Raw genomic sequence first — 17673 nt, 5'->3', positions numbered from 1 at the left:
AGAAGTTACTGCTTTATTTTATTTTTTTAGATAAAGTAGCCGTGTTTGTAAAAATCTTTAACTCTACTTTTGGTTCACCTAATAAGTCAATTTGAGTGTTTCCTGAAGCTGATATTTCAATGGTTTTTTGTGCGTTTACCGAACACGAGGTGTAGCCTTCTGCAATTAATTCCATATCAACTACGGTGAATTTTTTCGCAACTAAACTAGAATTGTTATCTAATCTTATTTTTGCAATTTGCGCATCACCTTCAATGACTGCTTCCGATTTTTGGTATAAATCTACTTTTGATTCTGGTGAAGCAATTAATGCTTTTAAATTTGCGTCTTTACTTAATTCTACTACAGATTTCTCTGCTTGCACATTGATTTCTGCTTTGGATTTATCAGTCAGAATTAAAGTAAAATTAGTGGACTTTACATTTAAAAAAGATTGCGATTTATCGAAGTTTTTAACAGTAATATTTGCTAAAGAGATATCTGCAATAGCATTAACTTTACTTTCATGTCGTGCCACAATTGTTTTTAAACTATCATTATAATTAACTCTAATAGCCATTTTTTTTTCTCCAACAGGTTGTTTTAACGCCGTTAATTTTAGAGTTTTTCCTAAAACATTATAGCTAATAATATCATGTAAATTATCATCAGCTTCAATTTCAATTGATGTTTTTTCTCCTTTTACGAAATACACATCCAAAAACTCTTCAATTTCAACGTTTTCAAATTGTTCAACTTCTTTTAAAGTAATGGTTACAATTTTTGAGCCTTTTATTTTTTCTAACTTAGCTTGCGCCGAGGCAACTGAAAAGCTAAACAATGTAATAACGAAAAGTGTAATTGATTTTATCATTTTTGTGTTTATTTAAATTTTAAGTACAAATATATAAAAAAAAATCCCGAAAAAAATCGGGATTTATATGTTATGATATTACGTTTTTAAATAAAAAAGATATTAAAAAATGCTTTCTATAAATTGAATTACTATCTGAACAGCAATGTCAATTATTTTAATTACAAATTGTATCATGATTTGTTAGGGTTATAACTTATAATTTTGTGTAAAATTAAGTATTAATTGTGAAATGAATGTTAAAAATTAATTAAATGTTTTGGTTTTTGTTTCAGTTCGTATTATTTCTTTTCCGTTTACTTTAATTGAAACCTTTTCAATACTGTCATTTTCAATAGTAGTAGTTTCTACTTTGTTATTTCCAATTATTCCACTTGAGGTGTTTTCAAAGTTGGTTTCATCATCATCTTCATTAATCGGGCAATTGGTGCATAACACTTTGTTTTCTGCTACTATATAAACATAAGCATCTGAACTATGATGTAGGTTAAAATAATCATTTTCGGATTTGTCAAAGTGTTTGAAGTTTTTATCTACTTTAAAAAGGGTACCTTTAGGTAAATATAAAAACAATTCTACTTCTTGATCGTGTTTTTTATTGGCTAAATCCGTAATCCAATAATTGTCTAAAATTATGTTGTTGTTTTCAATTTTAACGTTGTATTTTATTTTTTCAGCCGTTTCTTTGGCTTTTTTAATGCTACTTCCTTCTGCAGTTTTTTCAATTTGAAGAAAAGCATTTGGTTCGTTTGTTTCAACTATTTTTATAGAAACAGTATTCGAAAAAATAATTGCTTTATCGGCCTCATTATGTATGACTTCAAAATTTTCATACTCGTTACTATCTTTACTATACAAATTATTTGAAATGAATTTGATATTTAAGGTATCTGATGGATTAATATTGATGGCTACTTTTTCGATATCTTTTCCAGTGTACGCATTTTGACTAATTTCTTTTATAGCTAAAAACAACACAGATGCTAATCCAATTATCCAAATAGCTAATAACGAATAGTTCATAGTGTTTCCAATTGATTTTATTCTTGTTGTTAGTAATTTTAATCCTAAGATTAATAAGAAAAATAAAGGAATTCCTACTACTATAATTAATAACAAACCTTGAAGCCAAATAGGTGTTTCGAAACTAAAAGGAGTATGAATGTGATTGTATAGGAAATTATCTGGCATAGCTGTGAAAAACATCATAGCGATCCCTCCAATAATCACACTAATTAATGCCATAGAGGTAAAAAGCACTATAAAACCACCTATTATCTTAGAAATTACATTAAAAAAAGATATAACAATTTCGCTTATTGTATTTCCGATTTTTTCTGCCCCTGTTTTAGCATTTGAAGCAATTTTGTCATGGTCTAAATTTGAAAACTTATCTGAAATTTCGTTAAAACCTTCTTTTACTTTTTTCTCAATATTTGAAATGTTTATGGGTTCCCCTTTCATTTCTAATTTTTGTGAAGTAGTAACGGCTTCTGGAATTAAAATCCATAATATAATGTATACTATTAATCCTGTACCAAAGCCGAAGAATAAGATTACCATAATGATTCTTAGCCATAAAGGATCAACGCCTAAATAATGCCCTAAACCTGATAGAACACCTCCTAAAAATGAGTTTTCCTTATCCCTGTATAATTTTTTTGCGCTACTGGTTTTGGTGTAATTGGTTTGAAAATCATTTTTTGTTGTTTCATCTTCAATTTTATAATCTTCAGGTTGCCCCATTATCGAAATAATATCATCCACTTCTTTTAAGCCAATAACTTGTTTGGTTGTGCCTAATTTTTCAGTAAAAAGTTCAGAAATTCTACTTTCAATATCATTAATAATTTCTTCTCTACCATCTGGCGATAATGAACGTTTAACCGCATCAAAGTAGTTGCTTAATTTTCTAAAGGCATCTTCATCAATGTGAAAGAAATAACCTCCTAAATTTATACTTGTTGTTTTGTTCATGACCTATTATTTTTGATTAGTTATTGTATTTACAGCACCTGATAATTCACTCCAAGTGTTGTTTAATTCTTTTAAAAATTCTTTTCCTTCATCCGTTAAGCCATAATATTTTCTTGGTGGCCCCGATGTGGATTCTTCCCAGCGATAGTTTAATAAATTATCATTTTTTAATCTTGTTAATAAAGGATATACGGTGCCCTCAACTACAAGTAATTTTGCCGTTTTTAAGGTGTCCAAAATTTCAGAAGTGTAGGCGTCTTTCTCTTTTAATACAGATAAGATGCAAAACTCTAAAACACCTTTTCGCATTTGAGCTTTTGTGTTTTCAATATTCATTTGAATTTGTTTTTTTAATCCTGTTAAAACGATTTAAAATTCAGTACATTACTTAGTACATTATTTTCTTATGCAAATATATATCTAAAAGCAGATACCTTGTTTCACATAGTACTAATATTTAACATAATTTTAACGTTTTAGTTTGATCGGGTACACAACTATTTTTTTCTTATTTTTACATAAAATATAAATAGATATGGAGTTTACACCCTTTAAATTAAATGCATATACCTTTTTTAAATTGCCCTCCGCATTTTGGAGTGGGGTTCGAGTAAAACAAATCACTCCTGATATTTGTAAGGTAACAGTAAAATACAGTTGGTTCAATCAAAATCCATTTAAATCTATGTATTTTGCAGTACAAGCAATGGCAGCCGAATTTACAACTGGTGCATTAGTTATGTTTCATATCAAATCTAGCGGAAAAAACATTTCAATGCTTGTGGCTCAAAATAAAGCGGTTTTTATAAAAAAAGCTACGGGTAAAATTACTTTTACCTGTAATCAAGGTAGGGAAATTGCACATTGCATTGAAAAAGCAATACATACTAATGAAGGACAAACTATTTGGTTAACCTCAATAGGAATAAATGAAATTGGCGAACAAGTTTCAGAAATGCAATTTCAATGGACCATAAAATCAAGAATATAATTTTTAGACATTTGTTAATCTTAGTTAATGTTTTATATAAGCATACAACTAGTTGTAAATTTGTGTTGTAAAAAAATGTAAATGACGATATTAATAACAGGAGCTACAGGTTTAATTGGAAAGAAAATGGTGTCTTTATTTAAAAAAGAAAACCATGTAATTCATTATTTAACTACTTCAAAATCAAAAATTAACCAATCTTCTAATGAAAAAGGATTTTTTTGGAACCCAAGTAAAGGCGAAATTGATCTTGCGGCCTTTGAAGACGTTTCAGTTATTATTCATTTAGCTGGTGCTTCTGTATCAAAAAAATGGACAATAGCTTATAAAAAAGAGATATTACAAAGCAGGGTTCAAACGGCTAATTTGCTTTTTAAAACGTTGCAATCGCATCCAAATAAAGTGAAACATTTTATAGGTACATCTGCTGTAGGTATTTATCCAGATGATTTAACTGCCATTTATAACGAAGATGATTCAAAAATAGATGATTCTTTTTTAGGCGAAGTAACGCAGCTTTGGGAAGAGAGCACCAATTTATTTAAATCTTTACCGCTTTTGGTTACCACAATTAGAATTGGAGTGGTTTTAGCCAAAGAATCAGGTGCATTAGTTGAAATGACTAAGCCTATAAAATACGGATTTGGAGCAGCTTTGGCTTCCGGAAAACAATATGTGTCTTGGATTCATATTCATGATTTAGTGGCTATTTTTAAATATGTCATAGATAACAATTTAGAAGGTATATACAATGCGGTTTCGCCTTATCCCACAACAAATGAAGAACTTACAAAAGCAATTGCAAAAACCATTCATAAACCCTTGTTTTTACCTAATGTGCCAAAGTTTATGTTGCGATTACTTTTAGGAGAAATGCATAAAATTGTAACCTCTAGTCAACACGTAAGCTCAAGAAAAATTCTTGATTCTGGTTTTCAATTTCAATTTGCTTCGCTTAGTAAATCCTTGCAAAATCTATTGAAATAATACTTTATTTTTTTCTTTTTTATGGTAGTTTCCAAATTTCTTTTTTTTGGATAGATCATTTTGTGCTATTTTGTACTGACAATGTGTCATAAAATAAAGTATGGCAACACTTTTGCAATCTCAATTTGAAAATAAAAGATACAATCATGAGTCAAGAAAATACTGAAAACATCGAAAAAGAGATCCTTCAGGATGAAAATGCTATAGAAAATCAAGATGTTCAAGAAAATAATGAGCCAGAAGTGTCAGTTGAAGATCAATTGCAAGAACAAAAAGATAAATTCATAAGATTATATGCCGAATTTGAAAATTACAAAAAAAGAACTTCAAAAGAACGTATAGATTTATTTAAAACTGCAGGCCAAGAAATTTTACAATCGATGTTACCCGTTTTAGATGATTTCGATAGAGCTTGGGCGCAAATTTCACAATCTGAAGATGAAGCATTAGTAAAAGGTGTAGAATTAATTCATGAAAAATTAAAATCAACATTAGTTTCTAAAGGACTGGAAGTTGTTGAAATTAAAGCAGGTGATGCATTCGACGCTGATTTTGCAGAAGCCATTACTCAAATTCCTGCTCCTACTCCTAAATTAAAAGGAAAAATTGTTGATGTAATCGAAAAAGGGTACAAATTGGGTGATAAAATTATCCGTTTTCCAAAAGTAATTTTAGGTAACTAACTTAAGTAAAAATCAAATCCCAAATCTCAAATTTCAAAAGTTGGAATTTGAGAAAAACGTTTCGATTTTACGAAATAGTTATAAGATTGGAATTTGGAATTTTTAATAATTGGAATTTAATTTTTATGAAAAAAGATTTTTACGAACTTTTAGGTATTAGCAAAAATGCTTCTCCTGAAGAAATAAAAAAAGCATACCGAAAAAAAGCCATTCAATATCATCCAGATAAAAACCCTGGAGATGCTGCTGCAGAAGAAAATTTTAAAACTTGTGCCGAAGCATATGAAGTGTTAAGTGATCCAAACAAAAAAGCAAAGTACGACCAATATGGGCATCAAGCCTTTGATGGAAACGGTGGCTTTGGTGGCGGACACGGTGGTATGAACATGGATGACATCTTTAGTCAATTTGGAGATATTTTTGGTGGCGGTTTTGGTGGTTTTGGTGGCGGAGGCGGAGGCCAACGTAGAATGAAAGGAAGTAATTTACGTATTAAAGTCAAACTTACTTTGGAAGAAATTGCCAATGGTGTTGAGAAAAAAGTAAAAGTAAAGAGAAAAGTTCAAGCAGCTGGTGTAACCTACAAAACGTGTGCTACTTGTAATGGACAAGGGCAAGTAATGCGAGTTACAAATACCATTTTAGGTCGTATGCAAACTGCTGCAACCTGTCCTAATTGTGCTGGAGCGGGACAAATGATAGATAGTAAACCTGCCAACGCAGATAGTCAAGGTTTTATTACTGATGACGATACGGTTTCCATTAAAATTCCTGCAGGTGTTGTAGACGGTATGCAATTAAAAGTTGCTGGAAAAGGAAATGATGCCCCTGGAAAAAATAGTATTCCTGGAGATTTAATTGTAGCTATCGAAGAAATTGAGCACGAATTTTTAAAGCGTGAAGGCGAAAATTTACATTACGATTTATATATCAGTTTTCCAGAAGCCGCTTTAGGAATTTCAAAAGAAATTGAAACCGTTTCAGGAAAAGTTCGTATTAAGTTAGAAGAAGGTATTCAGTCAGGTAAAATTCTTCGTTTAAAAGGAAAAGGAATCCCAAGTTTAAATAGCTACGGAAATGGCGACTTGCTTGTGCATGTAAATGTTTGGACGCCAAAAACACTAAACAAAGAACAAAAACAATTTTTTGAAAATATGATTACAGATGTAAATTTCATCCCAAATCCAGAAAAATCAGACAAATCGTTTTTTGAAAAAGTAAAAGATATGTTTTCTTAATCGGAAATTATTATAGATATTTAAAAACTCTTTCTAATTAGATTGAGTTTTTTTTTGTCTTAAATTTTAGTGTAAACTTTTTACAAAAAAATGTAATTAAATTCATATTAAGATGTAACAAAATCTTTATATTACACACTAATTCAGAAATGAAATACGGCAAATGAATACTATTTTAGAAGTTAAAAACGTAGTGAAACAATATGGCGATTATACTGCTTTAAATTCCGTTTCATTAAGCTTTCCTGAAGGAAGCATATATGGTTTATTAGGTCCAAATGGCGCTGGAAAAACCTCATTAATTCGTATCATTAATCAAATTACTTTGCCTGATGCTGGTGAAATAATTTTAAATGGTGAAAAACTAAATCCCAATCACATTTCCATGATTGGTTATATGCCAGAAGAACGTGGTTTGTATAAATCTATGAAAGTGGGCGAGCAATGTTTGTATTTGGCACAATTAAAAGGTATGAGCAAACAAGAAGCCAAAAAACAACTTAAATATTGGTTTGAAAAGTTTGAAATAGAAACGTGGTGGGATAAAAAACTTCAAGAACTTTCTAAAGGAATGGCTCAAAAAGTACAATTTATTGTAACGGTACTTCACAACCCAAAATTATTAATTTTAGACGAACCCTTTTCAGGATTTGATCCTGTAAACGCCAATTTAATTAAGGATGAAATTATCGAATTAAATAAAAAAGGAACATCCATTATTTTTTCAACGCATCGAATGGAGAGTGTAGAAGAAATGTGCGATTATATCGCATTAATTCATAAATCAAACAAGCTAATTGAAGGAAAACTGGAAGATGTAAAACGTAAATTTAGATCCAATACCTTTCAAGTTGGCGTTATGACTCAAAATGTGGAAGCATTAATGTATCAATTAACTCAAAAGTTTACTATTGGTCAAACCGATTTCAAATCGTTAAATGATGATTTAAAACTGGAGGTGCAGTTAGGCAATCATACCACAAATGATTTATTAAGTATTTTATCACAAAACGGTCAAGTTACCCATTTTGCTGAAAAAATTCCAAGTGTAAATGATATTTTTATTCAAACCGTAACGGAATAGACTTTTAGATTATTAGAATTTTAGAAGGTTAGATTTTCTGAAATTTTAATGAACAAAAAGTCAAATAAATCTAAGAATCTAAGGAGTCTAATCTTCTAATAATCTAAAACAAAATGAACAAATTATTATTAATCGTACAAAGAGAATTTATTGCCAAAGTGCGCAACAAATCTTTTATAGTGATGACTTTTTTAAGTCCGCTAATTTTCTTAGGTATGTCTTTTTTAATTGGCTATTTATCTAGTATCAACAAAGATGAAGCTACTAAAATAGCCATTTACGACCAAGGAAATATATTAAAAGGCAGCTTAAAATCCGATAAAGAAACCGCTTTTACTGATTTGTCAGCCATGCCATTTAAAGCAGCAAAAGACACAGCAAGCAAAAGCTATGTAGGACTTTTGTTTATTCCAAAAACGGCAACTATTCAAGATTTAAAGTCTAAAGTTCAATATATTTCTGATGAAAGTGCCAGTGCGGAATTTATTTCAAATATTGAAAACGTAGTTGATTCTATCTTAACTCAGGATAATTTCAAAACTAATAATTTAGATATTTCTAAAATTGAAAAAGCTAAAGTGGAATCGACTTTGCAATTAAGTAAATATTCTGGTGATGCCAGTTTAAAAGGAATCAATGAAATTAAAATTGGATTAGGTTTTCTTTTTGGCTATTTAATTATGATGTTTATTATCATCTATGGAAACTTTGTCATGCGAAGTGTGATTGAAGAAAAAACCAATCGAATTATAGAAATTGTCATTTCATCTGTAAAACCGTTTCAGTTAATGATGGGAAAAATTATTGGAAATTCATTAGCAGGAATTTTGCAATTTACCATTTGGGCTATAGTTGGAACATCTATTTTCTTTATTGTTTCTACATTTTTTGGTGCAGAAACAGCCGCAACTGCCAACCCAGGAGCGGTAAAATTAGCCGCTGAAAATAGTGGATTAATGTCGAAATTGCCTTTGTATTTAGATGAATTAGGAAATTTACCCATTGCTTCAATTATTATTTCGTTTATTTTTTATTTTATTGGAGGGTATTTTTTGTATAGTTCATTATACGCAGCCATTGGTGCCGCAGTTGATAATGAAACTGATTCGCAACAATTTTTATTGCCTATTATTATGCCTTTAATGTTAGGCGTATATATAGGATTTTTTACGGTTGCCAACGATCCTCACGGAAATATTGCTACGATTTTCTCCATGATTCCGTTTACATCACCAATTGTAATGCTAATGCGAATTCCGTTTGGCGTACCTACTTGGCAAATTATTGTATCTTTAGTATTATTATTTGCTACATTTGTTGGAGTAGTCTGGTTTGCGAGTAAAATTTACCGTGTAGGTATTTTAATGTACGGAAAAAAACCAACTTGGAAAGAATTATATAAATGGTTGAAATATTAGTAATAAAGCAACTAAGTTACTAAGTAGCTAAGTTTTTAATACTTTGTAGCTTAGCCACTAAGAAACTTTGAAACTTAAAAAATGAGTAAAATCCTAATCATAGAAGACGAAGCGCCAATACGTCGCGTTTTAAATAAAATTTTATCGGAAGAAAATGATGCGTATTTGGTGCAAGAAGCTGAAGACGGTTTACAAGGAATTGAATTGGTAAAAAACGAAGATTTCGATTTGATTTTGTGCGATATTAAAATGCCAAAAATGGATGGCGTTGAGGTATTGGAAGCCATAAAAAAAATTAAACCTGAAATTCCAATGGTTATGATTTCTGGTCACGGCGATTTAGAAACTGCAATTCAAACTATGCGTTTAGGTGCTTTTGATTATATTTCGAAGCCACCTGATTTAAATAGGTTGTTAAATACGGTACGAAATGCTTTAGATAAAAAGCAATTGGTTGTAGAAAATAAAATACTTAAGATAAAAGTGTCTAAAAACTACGAAATGATTGGTGAAAGTGAAGCCATTTCGCAAATTAAAACCATGATTGATAAAGTAGCTCAAACCGACGCAAGAGTTTTAATTACGGGTCCAAATGGAACAGGAAAAGAATTAGTAGCACATCAATTACACGAAAAAAGTAATCGTGCGCAACAAGCCATTATTGAAGTAAATTGTGCAGCTATACCATCTGAATTAATTGAAAGTGAATTATTCGGACATGTAAAAGGAGCATTTACATCAGCAGTAAAAGAAAGAGCAGGTAAATTTGAGGCAGCAAACGGCGGAACTATTTTTTTAGATGAAATTGGAGATATGAGTTTGTCGGCACAAGCTAAGGTTTTACGTGCTTTACAAGAAAATTTGATTCAAAGAGTTGGCGCGGATAAAGATATAAAAGTTGATGTTCGTGTGATTGCAGCAACCAATAAAGATTTAAAAACAGAAATAGCAGAAGGCCGTTTTAGAGAAGATTTATATCATAGATTGGCGGTAATTTTAATTAAAGTTCCAGCACTGAATGATAGACGTGAGGATATTCCTACGTTAATTGAACACTTCACAACTAAAATTTCTGAAGAACAAGGAACCACAAAAAAAATATTTTCTAAACAAGCCATACAATTATTACAAGAATACGATTGGACTGGAAATATTCGTGAATTAAGAAATGTAGTAGAGCGTTTAATTATCCTTGGAGGAAACGAAATCTCTGAAAATGATGTAACTTTGTTCGCTTCTAAATAAATCAGCTTAAAGCAAAATGCTAAATAAAAATGCAATTAAAAAAAATAAACCCACTTTTACAGGATGCATTAATTGAAAACGGCTTAACCGAAGCAAATGAAATGCAAGAAGAAACTTTTTCGACTATAAAAAGTGGTGCAGATGCTGTAATTCAATCCGAGAAAAAATCAGGAAAATCAACAACAATTGTATTAAATGTGATCCAACGATTGGAAAAACCATTTATGGAATCGCCAAGAGCTTTAATTGTGGTGGAAACAAAAGAGAAAGTTTTGGAAATGGTTGACATGTTTAAAAAATACAATCGATACACGCAATTACGAGTTTATGGCGCCCACGATAAAGGCGATATGGATTGGGATAAAAATCAAATTTCGTTAGGTATTGATGTGTTAATAGGCACACCAAATCGCTTAGATTTAATGTTTGCTACTGCAGGTTTTGATGTCAACAGATTACTTATGTATGTGGTTGATGATGCCGATATTTTGTTTAAGCTACGCTTAGATGCCAAAACAAATCGAATGTCAGAAAGTATTTCTAAATCGCAGCGATTGATTTTTTGTAATAAAATTTCAGATCGTGTGGAAGCAGTTGCTGATAGAACAATGATAGAACCCTTGTTTTTTGAAATGTAAAAAAAATCCTCAATTAAATTTAATTGAGGATTTTTTTTTAATTATGATTTGCTTTCTTTGTTAAAGTAAACCAAGTAATAATACATTTGTTTTTCTTCGTCCCAACCTTTTTCTACAAATTTTTCTGCACTTTCGGGGTTTATAAAATCTAATTTAATTTGAATGTTGGTGTCTAATTCGATTACGTTTTTAAGTTTTCTTCTTACATCAGTTACAGCAGCATTAGCAATTGGGAAATTAGAAACGTCTTCAATGCTATATTTTGCGCCTTTGTCCACTTTATAATTTCTGAATTCAGGAATCAAATCCGGGTTGTTTATTACATCATTTAAGAATGCGGTTTCTTCAAATTCGTCATTTTTAGCAAAATGGTTCACCGCACGATTCATAAATAATACTTCTTCCTTTTTATCTTCTGCAGGTAAAACAACTTCTTTAGCAAAATCTTTACAGAATTGTAGGTATTTTTTAGTCATAAATGTTTCATCTTGAAAAACATCTACACTTAAAAAATGTTCTAACCAATAACGTGCATCATATCTATTGCTATCAACAGTTAATATTTTGTATCCTTCTTCTTTTTTGTAATTAAAAATAAGGCAACCTTTGTCTAATTTATTTAAGTTAATCCCATCTTGTAAAATCATTTCTAAGTTACTTCCGTTTTCTTGAAATTGTAAGAAGTCGGTCTTAATTTCACTTTTAAAAACGCCAATGGCGTCTACTACATGATTGTCAATAGAAACATTGGTTAGATAAGCAATATATACTTCACCACTTTTAATATGGGGATGGTTGGATTGTTCAAATAAATGTTGCGTGATTTTTTTTGAAACATTATGAATTTCACTAGGGTTATTGAATACTTCGGTAGCTAAATTGAACATTTCATTGTATACTAAATCTACTTCATGTGCAAATTGATAGTAATTTTCTTCTTTTTCGCGAAAAGCTTTAAAAAAATATTCTTTCAAAATGGGCATAATTTCATCGTTTAGCGTATACGAATTTTCGGAAAGAAAAATTTGTTCTTCTTTATGTTTATTGCCAACTCGATGTATGGAAAGATTTTCTACTTGTGTATTAAATAGGTTTATCATTATTAATGTTTCAATAAGTCAATTTGGCAATGCGCCAATTTACTTTAATTATTATTTTTTATTTGGTATTTCAATTGTCAAATTGATAATTGAATTAATTCCAATTTTCTTCAAATCCCATATCTTCAAAACTATCATCTCCATCAAAACTATCTAAATCATCTTCGTCTAAATCATCTTCAAAATCATTAAATAAATCTTCGTTTTCTAAATCGCCACCTCTGAAACCACTTGTTGTAGCTTCGTCGGGTAAAATTCCATGAGAAAATAATAATGCTGGATAATTTACATCCTCTTTATTTGTTTCAATTGCAGCTAATTCTACAAAAAAGGTCCACATAGAGAATAAATCATAAACATAAACTAATTTAGTATTTTGTTCGTGTACTAAATCATCCAATTTATATTCGGCCATGGTTTTTATTTCACCCGGAATATCACCTGTGTCAAACATTGGAATGCCATCTTCTTCATGCCATGCCCAATCTTCTCCACAAGTATAAAACGCGCCAACTTCGGTTCCGTCAAAACCAAATGCATTTACCAAAGCATTGTGTAAATCTTCTAAGCTATCTTTTGAATCAATAGCAATATCTCTAAAAATATCTTCTTCATTGTCTAAAATGGCTCTAAACTTATAAATCATAATGTGTATTTTTTAAAAAACAAAAGTAATCAATATTTAAAACTTTTATTATTGAAAATCACGATTGTTGATAAATAGTTTATTGAATTAATTGATTAAGGAAAATATGTTTTTTGATTTTACTATTTTTGCTTAGAATTAAATTACATTATCATGTCAAACGAAATAGAAAAAGTAAAATGCCTAATTATAGGTTCTGGTCCTGCAGGGTATACTGCGGCAATATATGCAGCTAGGGCTAATATGAATCCTGTTTTATATCAAGGAACACAACCAGGTGGACAATTAACAACTACGAATGAAGTTGAAAACTGGCCGGGAAATCCGGAAGGGATTACAGGTCCTGAAATGATGATTGGTTTGCAAAAGCAAGCACAACGTTTTGGAACAGATGTTCGTGATGGTTGGGCAACAAAAGTAGATTTTAGTTCAGAACCTCATAAAGTTTGGATAAATGATGCAAAAGAAATTCATGCTGATACGGTGATTATTTCTACAGGAGCCACAGCAAAATATTTAGGTTTACCTTCAGAACAACATTATTTACAAACGGGTGGTGGTGTTTCTGCTTGTGCAGTTTGTGATGGTTTTTTCTATAGAAATCAAGAAGTGGTAATTGTTGGAGCAGGGGATAGTGCTTGTGAAGAAGCACATTATTTATCTAAATTATGTAAAAAAGTTACCATGTTAGTTAGAAGTGAAAAATTTAGAGCTTCTAAAATTATGGAACAACGTGTAAAAAACACCGAAAATATTACCATTTTAATGAATCATGATACGGTGGAAGTTTTAGGTGACGGACAAGTCGTTACAGGTGTTAAAGCTAAAAATAAAACTACAAATCAAGATTTTGAAATTCCAGCAACTGGATTTTTTGTAGCAATTGGTCATAAACCCAACACTGATATTTTTGCAGAGTATATAACTTTAGACGAAACTGGTTATATCGTTAATGTACCTGGTTCATCAAAAACAAACATCCCTGGGGTTTTTGTTGGTGGCGATGCTGCAGATCATGTATACAGACAAGCCATTACAGCAGCAGGAACGGGTTGTATGGCTGCCTTAGATGCAGAAAGATATTTAGCTAGTAAGCATTAATTTTTTAGGTCACTTTATTCAAAAATCGGATTTTTATATCCGATTTTTGTGTTTTAAAAATTAAATATGAAACACCGCAGCAAAAATAACTTTCTTACCTTTGTGTATTAATTTATTATACTAAGACCAAATCAACACACATGCGAAAAATATATTATTTAGCTTCTTGCGATACGTGCAAAAAAATAATTAAATCATTGCCTTCAACAGCATATTTAGCGTTTCATGATATTCGTCAAAATCCTATAACTGTAGCAGAGCTTGAATTTATGTACCAACTTTCAGGAAGTTACGAAGCCCTTTTTAGTAAAAAAGCACAGTTATATAAAGAAAAAGGACTAAAAAACATTACGCTAACAGAAGACGATTATAAAAAATATATTTTAGAACATTATACTTTTTTGAGTCGCCCTGTAGTGATTTTAGATAACGAAATTTTTATAGGCAATAGTCAACCTAATGTTTTAAAATTGCAAAAAGCGCTAAGTAATGAATAGTCGTTTTTGGGCATTGGTTTGCGCTTGGATTGTAGCTATCATTTATGGAGTTACCTTTACAGTTGCGAAAGATGTAATGCCTAAGTATGTTGATGCTTATGGTTTTATTGTGTTGCGAGTGGCTGGTGCAACAGTATTGTTCTGGTTGGTTTCTTTTCTTGGTCCTAAAGAGAAAATAACAAAAAACGATTTTCTTCGTATTGCGGCCTGTGCCTTTTTTGGAGTAGCATTTAATATGTTGACTTTTTTTAAAGGATTAAGTTATACGTCTCCAATTATGGGAGCCGTTTTAATGGTAACTACTCCTATGATTGTTTTAATTCTTTCATCTGTACTGATGAAAGAAAAAATGCAGTCTAAAAAAATTATAGGAATTCTTTTAGGCCTTGCAGGAACAATTACTTTAATTTTATATGGAAAAGCCTTAAATAACGCACCTAATGCTGTTTTAGGGAATTTATTAGTATTTGTAAATGCCGTTTCATATGCTTTTTATTTAATTTTTGTAAAGAAGTTAATGGATAAATACAATGCATTTACGTTTGTAAAATATATATATTTATTTGGGTTTTTTATGGTATTACCGTTTGGATATCAAGATTTACAAGTGGTAAACTGGAACGAAATCCCTTTAGATATTAGTCTTAAAATTGGATTTGTAGTTGTTTTTTCAACCTTTTTTACGTATTTACTGAACTTGATTTCTATGCGAAATTTAAAACCAACTACAGTAGCTGTTTTTATTTATTTGCAACCTTTTTTCGCTACGATTTTTGCCATTGGTTTAGGTAAAGACAATTTGAATCTGGTAAAAATAGTTTCAGCAATATTAATTTTTGTTGGGGTTTATTTGGTTATTCAGAAAAAGAAAGAGACTCGTTACGACTAATCACTAATCACTTTTTACTAATCACTAAAAAAACTTATCTTTACACTCTTTATAAAAATATATGATACTATCAATGACCGGTTTTGGTAAAGCAAGTTTGCAATTAGCTACCAAAAAAATTACAGTCGAAGTTAAATCTTTAAATAGCAAAGGGCTCGATTTAAATACGCGTATGCCTTCTGTTTTTAGAGAAAACGAATTAGCATTAAGAAATCTTTTGGCTCAAAAGTTAGAGCGAGGAAAAGTAGATTTTTCATTATATGTTGAGGTAACTGGAGAAGAAACATCTTCAAAAATCAATGCACCAATTGTTAAAGCATATATGGCTCAAATGAAAGCAATTTTACCAGATGCTAACGAAACAGAATTAATGAAAATGGCTGTAAGAATGCCTGATACCATGAAAACGGAACGTGAAGAAATGGATCCAAATGAATGGAAACAAATTCAAACAGTAATTGATGAAGCAATAGAAAATATGTTGTCTTTTAGAACTTCTGAAGGCGCTTCTTTAGAAAAAGAATTTACTTTACGTATCGAAAATATTAGAAATTATATGCATCAGGCATTGGCTTTAGATCCAGAAAGAGTAACGGCTATAAAAGAACGTTTACAAACCGCAATTGAAGAGTTAAAAGTGAATGTAGATACGAATCGTTTTGAACAAGAATTGATTTATTATTTAGAAAAATTAGATATAACGGAGGAAAAAGTTCGTTTGACCAATCATTTGGATTATTTCTTGCAAACGTTAAATGGAAATGAAGCCAACGGAAGAAAATTAGGATTCATCACACAAGAAATGGGTAGAGAAATCAACACTATGGGATCCAAATCAAACCACGCTGAAATGCAAAAATTGGTTGTTATGATGAAAGACGAATTAGAAAAAATTAAAGAGCAAGTATTGAACGTTCTTTAAAGCTATATGCCTTAAGCATTGGGCTTTAGGCAAATTTAAATACTATATTACAAGCTTATAGCATATTGCTTAAAGCCAAAAGCTTAAAAAAATGAATCAAGGTAAATTATTAGTTTTCTCAGCACCATCAGGATCAGGAAAAACAACTATAGTAAGACATTTATTAGAACAAGAAGATTTAAATTTAGAATTTTCTATTTCTTGCACCACTCGTGAACCAAGAGGTGAAGAAGTACACGGCAAAGATTATTATTTTATTTCTTTAGAAGAATTTAAAAAACATATTAAAGCGGAAGATTTCGTGGAATGGGAAGAAGTGTATCGTGATAATTTTTATGGAACATTAAAAAGCGAAGTGGAACGTATTTGGGCAAAAGGAAAAAACGTAATTTTTGATATTGATGTAGCGGGCGGACTTCGAATAAAATCGAAATTCAAACAAGAAACATTAGCGGTATTTGTAAAACCACCAAGTATCGACGAGTTGAAAATTAGACTAAAAAAACGTTCTACAGAAAGTGATGATAAAATTAATATGCGTATCGCAAAAGCATCGGTAGAATTAGCTACAGCACCTCAATTCGATACCATAATCAAAAATTACGATTTAGATGTTGCTAAAGTGGATGCGTATTATTTAGTTAAGGAATTTGTGAATAAATAGGTATTTGGTAAAAGGTAAAGGGAAAAAGGTAAAAGTAATTAATCCAATAAACCCAACACCCAATACCCAATACCCAACACCAAAAAAAAATGAAAATAGGTTTATATTTCGGAACGTTTAATCCCATTCATATTGGGCATTTAATTATTGCCAATCATATGGCGGAGCATTCAGATTTAGATCAAATTTGGTTGGTAGTAACACCACATAATCCTCACAAACAAAAAAATACGTTATTAGACGATTACCATCGCTTGCATATGGTGCATTTGGCAACGGAAGATTTTCCAAAACTTAAACCATCGGATATTGAGTTTAAATTGCCTCAGCCCAATTACACGATTAATACTTTGGTGCATTTGCAAGAGAAACATCCTAAATACGAATTTTCATTAATAATGGGTGAAGACAATTTAAAATCCCTTCATAAATGGAAAAACTACGAAGCCATTTTAAAACACCATCACATATATGTGTATCCTCGATTAAATTCTGTAGAAATATACGAACAATTTGTCAATCATTCCAAAATTCATAGAATTGATGCGCCAGTTGTCGAATTATCATCAACATTCATCCGTGAAAATATTAAAAATGATAAAAACGTAGTTCCTATGCTACCTCATAAAGTTTGGGAATATGTTGAACATAATTTGTTTTATAAGAAGTAATGGAATTAATTAGCCATATTTCTTAACATTCCTTTACCATTTGTACTTTGCTTTATGTAGTATCTTTGT

At 30.7% G+C, this 17673-nt stretch carries 19 protein-coding genes; 14 read left to right on the top strand and 5 right to left on the bottom strand.

Annotation, left to right across the window (positions count from 1 at the left end; all coding sequences use genetic code 11):
- Positions 1-13: 13 nt before the first annotated feature.
- From ABWP60_RS05090 to ABWP60_RS05080, 3 genes are all read right to left on the bottom strand, one after another.
- On the bottom strand, positions 14-853 hold the full coding sequence (locus ABWP60_RS05090) for a GIN domain-containing protein (RefSeq protein WP_353149444.1): 840 nt from the start codon (positions 851-853) through the stop codon (positions 14-16).
- A gap of 246 nt (positions 854-1099) precedes the next feature.
- Positions 1100-2830, bottom strand: a complete 1731-nt coding sequence (locus tag ABWP60_RS05085; protein ID WP_353149441.1) for a PspC domain-containing protein — start codon at positions 2828-2830, stop codon at positions 1100-1102.
- A 6-nt stretch (positions 2831-2836) separates the two neighbouring features.
- Positions 2837-3166 (bottom strand): PadR family transcriptional regulator, encoded by a 330-nt coding sequence (locus tag ABWP60_RS05080; protein ID WP_353149438.1) that lies wholly within the window; start codon positions 3164-3166, stop codon positions 2837-2839.
- Between the two features lie 199 nt (positions 3167-3365).
- On the opposite strand from ABWP60_RS05080, the gene ABWP60_RS05075 reads away from it, so the two are divergent.
- From ABWP60_RS05075 to ABWP60_RS05040, 8 genes are all read left to right on the top strand, one after another.
- Positions 3366-3821 carry a DUF4442 domain-containing protein gene (locus ABWP60_RS05075; RefSeq protein ID WP_353149436.1) on the top strand — a complete coding sequence of 152 codons (456 nt, stop codon included), beginning with the start codon at positions 3366-3368 and terminating at the stop codon, positions 3819-3821.
- 81 nt (positions 3822-3902) lie between these two features.
- On the top strand, positions 3903-4808 hold the full coding sequence (locus ABWP60_RS05070) for a TIGR01777 family oxidoreductase (RefSeq protein ID WP_353149434.1): 906 nt from the start codon (positions 3903-3905) through the stop codon (positions 4806-4808).
- Positions 4809-4954: 146 nt separating this feature from the next.
- Positions 4955-5491, top strand: coding sequence for a nucleotide exchange factor GrpE (locus ABWP60_RS05065; RefSeq protein ID WP_353149431.1), 537 nt, complete (start codon positions 4955-4957; stop codon positions 5489-5491).
- Positions 5492-5616: 125 nt separating this feature from the next.
- Positions 5617-6729: a molecular chaperone DnaJ gene (gene dnaJ / locus ABWP60_RS05060; protein WP_353149428.1), complete on the top strand. Its 1113-nt coding sequence runs from the start codon at positions 5617-5619 to the stop codon at positions 6727-6729.
- A gap of 163 nt (positions 6730-6892) precedes the next feature.
- Positions 6893-7813: an ABC transporter ATP-binding protein gene (locus ABWP60_RS05055; protein ID WP_353149425.1), complete on the top strand. Its 921-nt coding sequence runs from the start codon at positions 6893-6895 to the stop codon at positions 7811-7813.
- Between the two features lie 113 nt (positions 7814-7926).
- Positions 7927-9231: an ABC transporter permease gene (locus ABWP60_RS05050; RefSeq protein ID WP_353149422.1), complete on the top strand. Its 1305-nt coding sequence runs from the start codon at positions 7927-7929 to the stop codon at positions 9229-9231.
- 81 nt (positions 9232-9312) lie between these two features.
- On the top strand, positions 9313-10476 hold the full coding sequence (locus ABWP60_RS05045; protein WP_353149419.1) for a sigma-54-dependent transcriptional regulator: 1164 nt from the start codon (positions 9313-9315) through the stop codon (positions 10474-10476).
- Positions 10477-10505: 29 nt separating this feature from the next.
- Positions 10506-11114 (top strand): DEAD/DEAH box helicase, encoded by a 609-nt coding sequence (locus tag ABWP60_RS05040; RefSeq protein WP_353149417.1) that lies wholly within the window; start codon positions 10506-10508, stop codon positions 11112-11114.
- Between the two features lie 41 nt (positions 11115-11155).
- On the opposite strand, the gene ABWP60_RS05035 is transcribed toward ABWP60_RS05040, so the two are convergent.
- On the bottom strand, positions 11156-12214 hold the full coding sequence (locus ABWP60_RS05035; protein WP_353149414.1) for a nucleoid-associated protein: 1059 nt from the start codon (positions 12212-12214) through the stop codon (positions 11156-11158).
- A 94-nt stretch (positions 12215-12308) separates the two neighbouring features.
- Entirely contained in the window at positions 12309-12860 is a 552-nt protein-coding gene (locus tag ABWP60_RS05030; RefSeq protein WP_353149411.1) for an IS1096 element passenger TnpR family protein, read from the bottom strand.
- Positions 12861-13013: 153 nt separating this feature from the next.
- Here ABWP60_RS05030 and trxB point away from each other — a divergent pair, with 153 nt between their 5' ends.
- The 6 genes from trxB to nadD all read left to right on the top strand — a co-directional run bounded on the left by trxB (position 13014) and on the right by nadD (position 17604).
- Entirely contained in the window at positions 13014-13961 is a 948-nt protein-coding gene (trxB, locus tag ABWP60_RS05025) for a thioredoxin-disulfide reductase (protein ID WP_353149409.1), read from the top strand.
- A gap of 140 nt (positions 13962-14101) precedes the next feature.
- Positions 14102-14458 carry an arsenate reductase family protein gene (locus ABWP60_RS05020; protein WP_353149406.1) on the top strand — a complete coding sequence of 119 codons (357 nt, stop codon included), beginning with the start codon at positions 14102-14104 and terminating at the stop codon, positions 14456-14458.
- Positions 14451-15347, top strand: a complete 897-nt coding sequence (locus ABWP60_RS05015) for a DMT family transporter (protein ID WP_353149404.1) — start codon at positions 14451-14453, stop codon at positions 15345-15347. Before ABWP60_RS05020 ends, ABWP60_RS05015 begins: the two co-directional genes overlap by 8 nt.
- A 61-nt stretch (positions 15348-15408) precedes the next feature.
- Complete coding sequence (locus tag ABWP60_RS05010) at positions 15409-16269, top strand: YicC/YloC family endoribonuclease (RefSeq protein ID WP_353149401.1); 861 nt, start codon at positions 15409-15411, stop codon at positions 16267-16269.
- Positions 16270-16360: 91 nt separating this feature from the next.
- Complete coding sequence (gene gmk, locus ABWP60_RS05005; protein ID WP_353149398.1) at positions 16361-16933, top strand: guanylate kinase; 573 nt, start codon at positions 16361-16363, stop codon at positions 16931-16933.
- A gap of 89 nt (positions 16934-17022) precedes the next feature.
- Positions 17023-17604, top strand: a complete 582-nt coding sequence (gene nadD, locus ABWP60_RS05000) for a nicotinate (nicotinamide) nucleotide adenylyltransferase (protein ID WP_353149395.1) — start codon at positions 17023-17025, stop codon at positions 17602-17604.
- Positions 17605-17673 lie beyond the last annotated feature (69 nt).

The organism is Flavobacterium sp. (genome assembly GCF_040402895.1).
In the GTDB taxonomy this organism is placed as follows: Bacteria; Bacteroidota; Bacteroidia; order Flavobacteriales; family Flavobacteriaceae; genus Flavobacterium.
The sequence above is the reverse complement of the archived record's forward strand: the minus strand, read 5'-3'. Positions and strand labels throughout refer to the sequence as shown.

What these genes read in the sequence shown, in the direction of transcription:
- ABWP60_RS05090 (WP_353149444.1), bottom strand. Translation starts at nt 853, where the DNA reads ATGATAAAATCAATTACACTTTTCGTTATTACATTGTTTAGCTTTTCA.
- ABWP60_RS05085 (WP_353149441.1), bottom strand. Translation starts at nt 2,830, where the DNA reads ATGAACAAAACAACAAGTATAAATTTAGGAGGTTATTTCTTTCACATT.
- ABWP60_RS05080 (WP_353149438.1), bottom strand. Translation starts at nt 3,166, where the DNA reads ATGAATATTGAAAACACAAAAGCTCAAATGCGAAAAGGTGTTTTAGAG.
- ABWP60_RS05075 (WP_353149436.1), top strand. Translation starts at nt 3,366, where the DNA reads ATGGAGTTTACACCCTTTAAATTAAATGCATATACCTTTTTTAAATTG.
- ABWP60_RS05070 (WP_353149434.1), top strand. Translation starts at nt 3,903, where the DNA reads ATGACGATATTAATAACAGGAGCTACAGGTTTAATTGGAAAGAAAATG.
- ABWP60_RS05065 (WP_353149431.1), top strand. Translation starts at nt 4,955, where the DNA reads ATGAGTCAAGAAAATACTGAAAACATCGAAAAAGAGATCCTTCAGGAT.
- dnaJ (WP_353149428.1), top strand. Translation starts at nt 5,617, where the DNA reads ATGAAAAAAGATTTTTACGAACTTTTAGGTATTAGCAAAAATGCTTCT.
- ABWP60_RS05055 (WP_353149425.1), top strand. Translation starts at nt 6,893, where the DNA reads ATGAATACTATTTTAGAAGTTAAAAACGTAGTGAAACAATATGGCGAT.
- ABWP60_RS05050 (WP_353149422.1), top strand. Translation starts at nt 7,927, where the DNA reads ATGAACAAATTATTATTAATCGTACAAAGAGAATTTATTGCCAAAGTG.
- ABWP60_RS05045 (WP_353149419.1), top strand. Translation starts at nt 9,313, where the DNA reads ATGAGTAAAATCCTAATCATAGAAGACGAAGCGCCAATACGTCGCGTT.
- ABWP60_RS05040 (WP_353149417.1), top strand. Translation starts at nt 10,506, where the DNA reads ATGCAATTAAAAAAAATAAACCCACTTTTACAGGATGCATTAATTGAA.
- ABWP60_RS05035 (WP_353149414.1), bottom strand. Translation starts at nt 12,214, where the DNA reads ATGATAAACCTATTTAATACACAAGTAGAAAATCTTTCCATACATCGA.
- ABWP60_RS05030 (WP_353149411.1), bottom strand. Translation starts at nt 12,860, where the DNA reads ATGATTTATAAGTTTAGAGCCATTTTAGACAATGAAGAAGATATTTTT.
- trxB (WP_353149409.1), top strand. Translation starts at nt 13,014, where the DNA reads ATGTCAAACGAAATAGAAAAAGTAAAATGCCTAATTATAGGTTCTGGT.
- ABWP60_RS05020 (WP_353149406.1), top strand. Translation starts at nt 14,102, where the DNA reads ATGCGAAAAATATATTATTTAGCTTCTTGCGATACGTGCAAAAAAATA.
- ABWP60_RS05015 (WP_353149404.1), top strand. Translation starts at nt 14,451, where the DNA reads ATGAATAGTCGTTTTTGGGCATTGGTTTGCGCTTGGATTGTAGCTATC.
- ABWP60_RS05010 (WP_353149401.1), top strand. Translation starts at nt 15,409, where the DNA reads ATGATACTATCAATGACCGGTTTTGGTAAAGCAAGTTTGCAATTAGCT.
- gmk (WP_353149398.1), top strand. Translation starts at nt 16,361, where the DNA reads ATGAATCAAGGTAAATTATTAGTTTTCTCAGCACCATCAGGATCAGGA.
- nadD (WP_353149395.1), top strand. Translation starts at nt 17,023, where the DNA reads ATGAAAATAGGTTTATATTTCGGAACGTTTAATCCCATTCATATTGGG.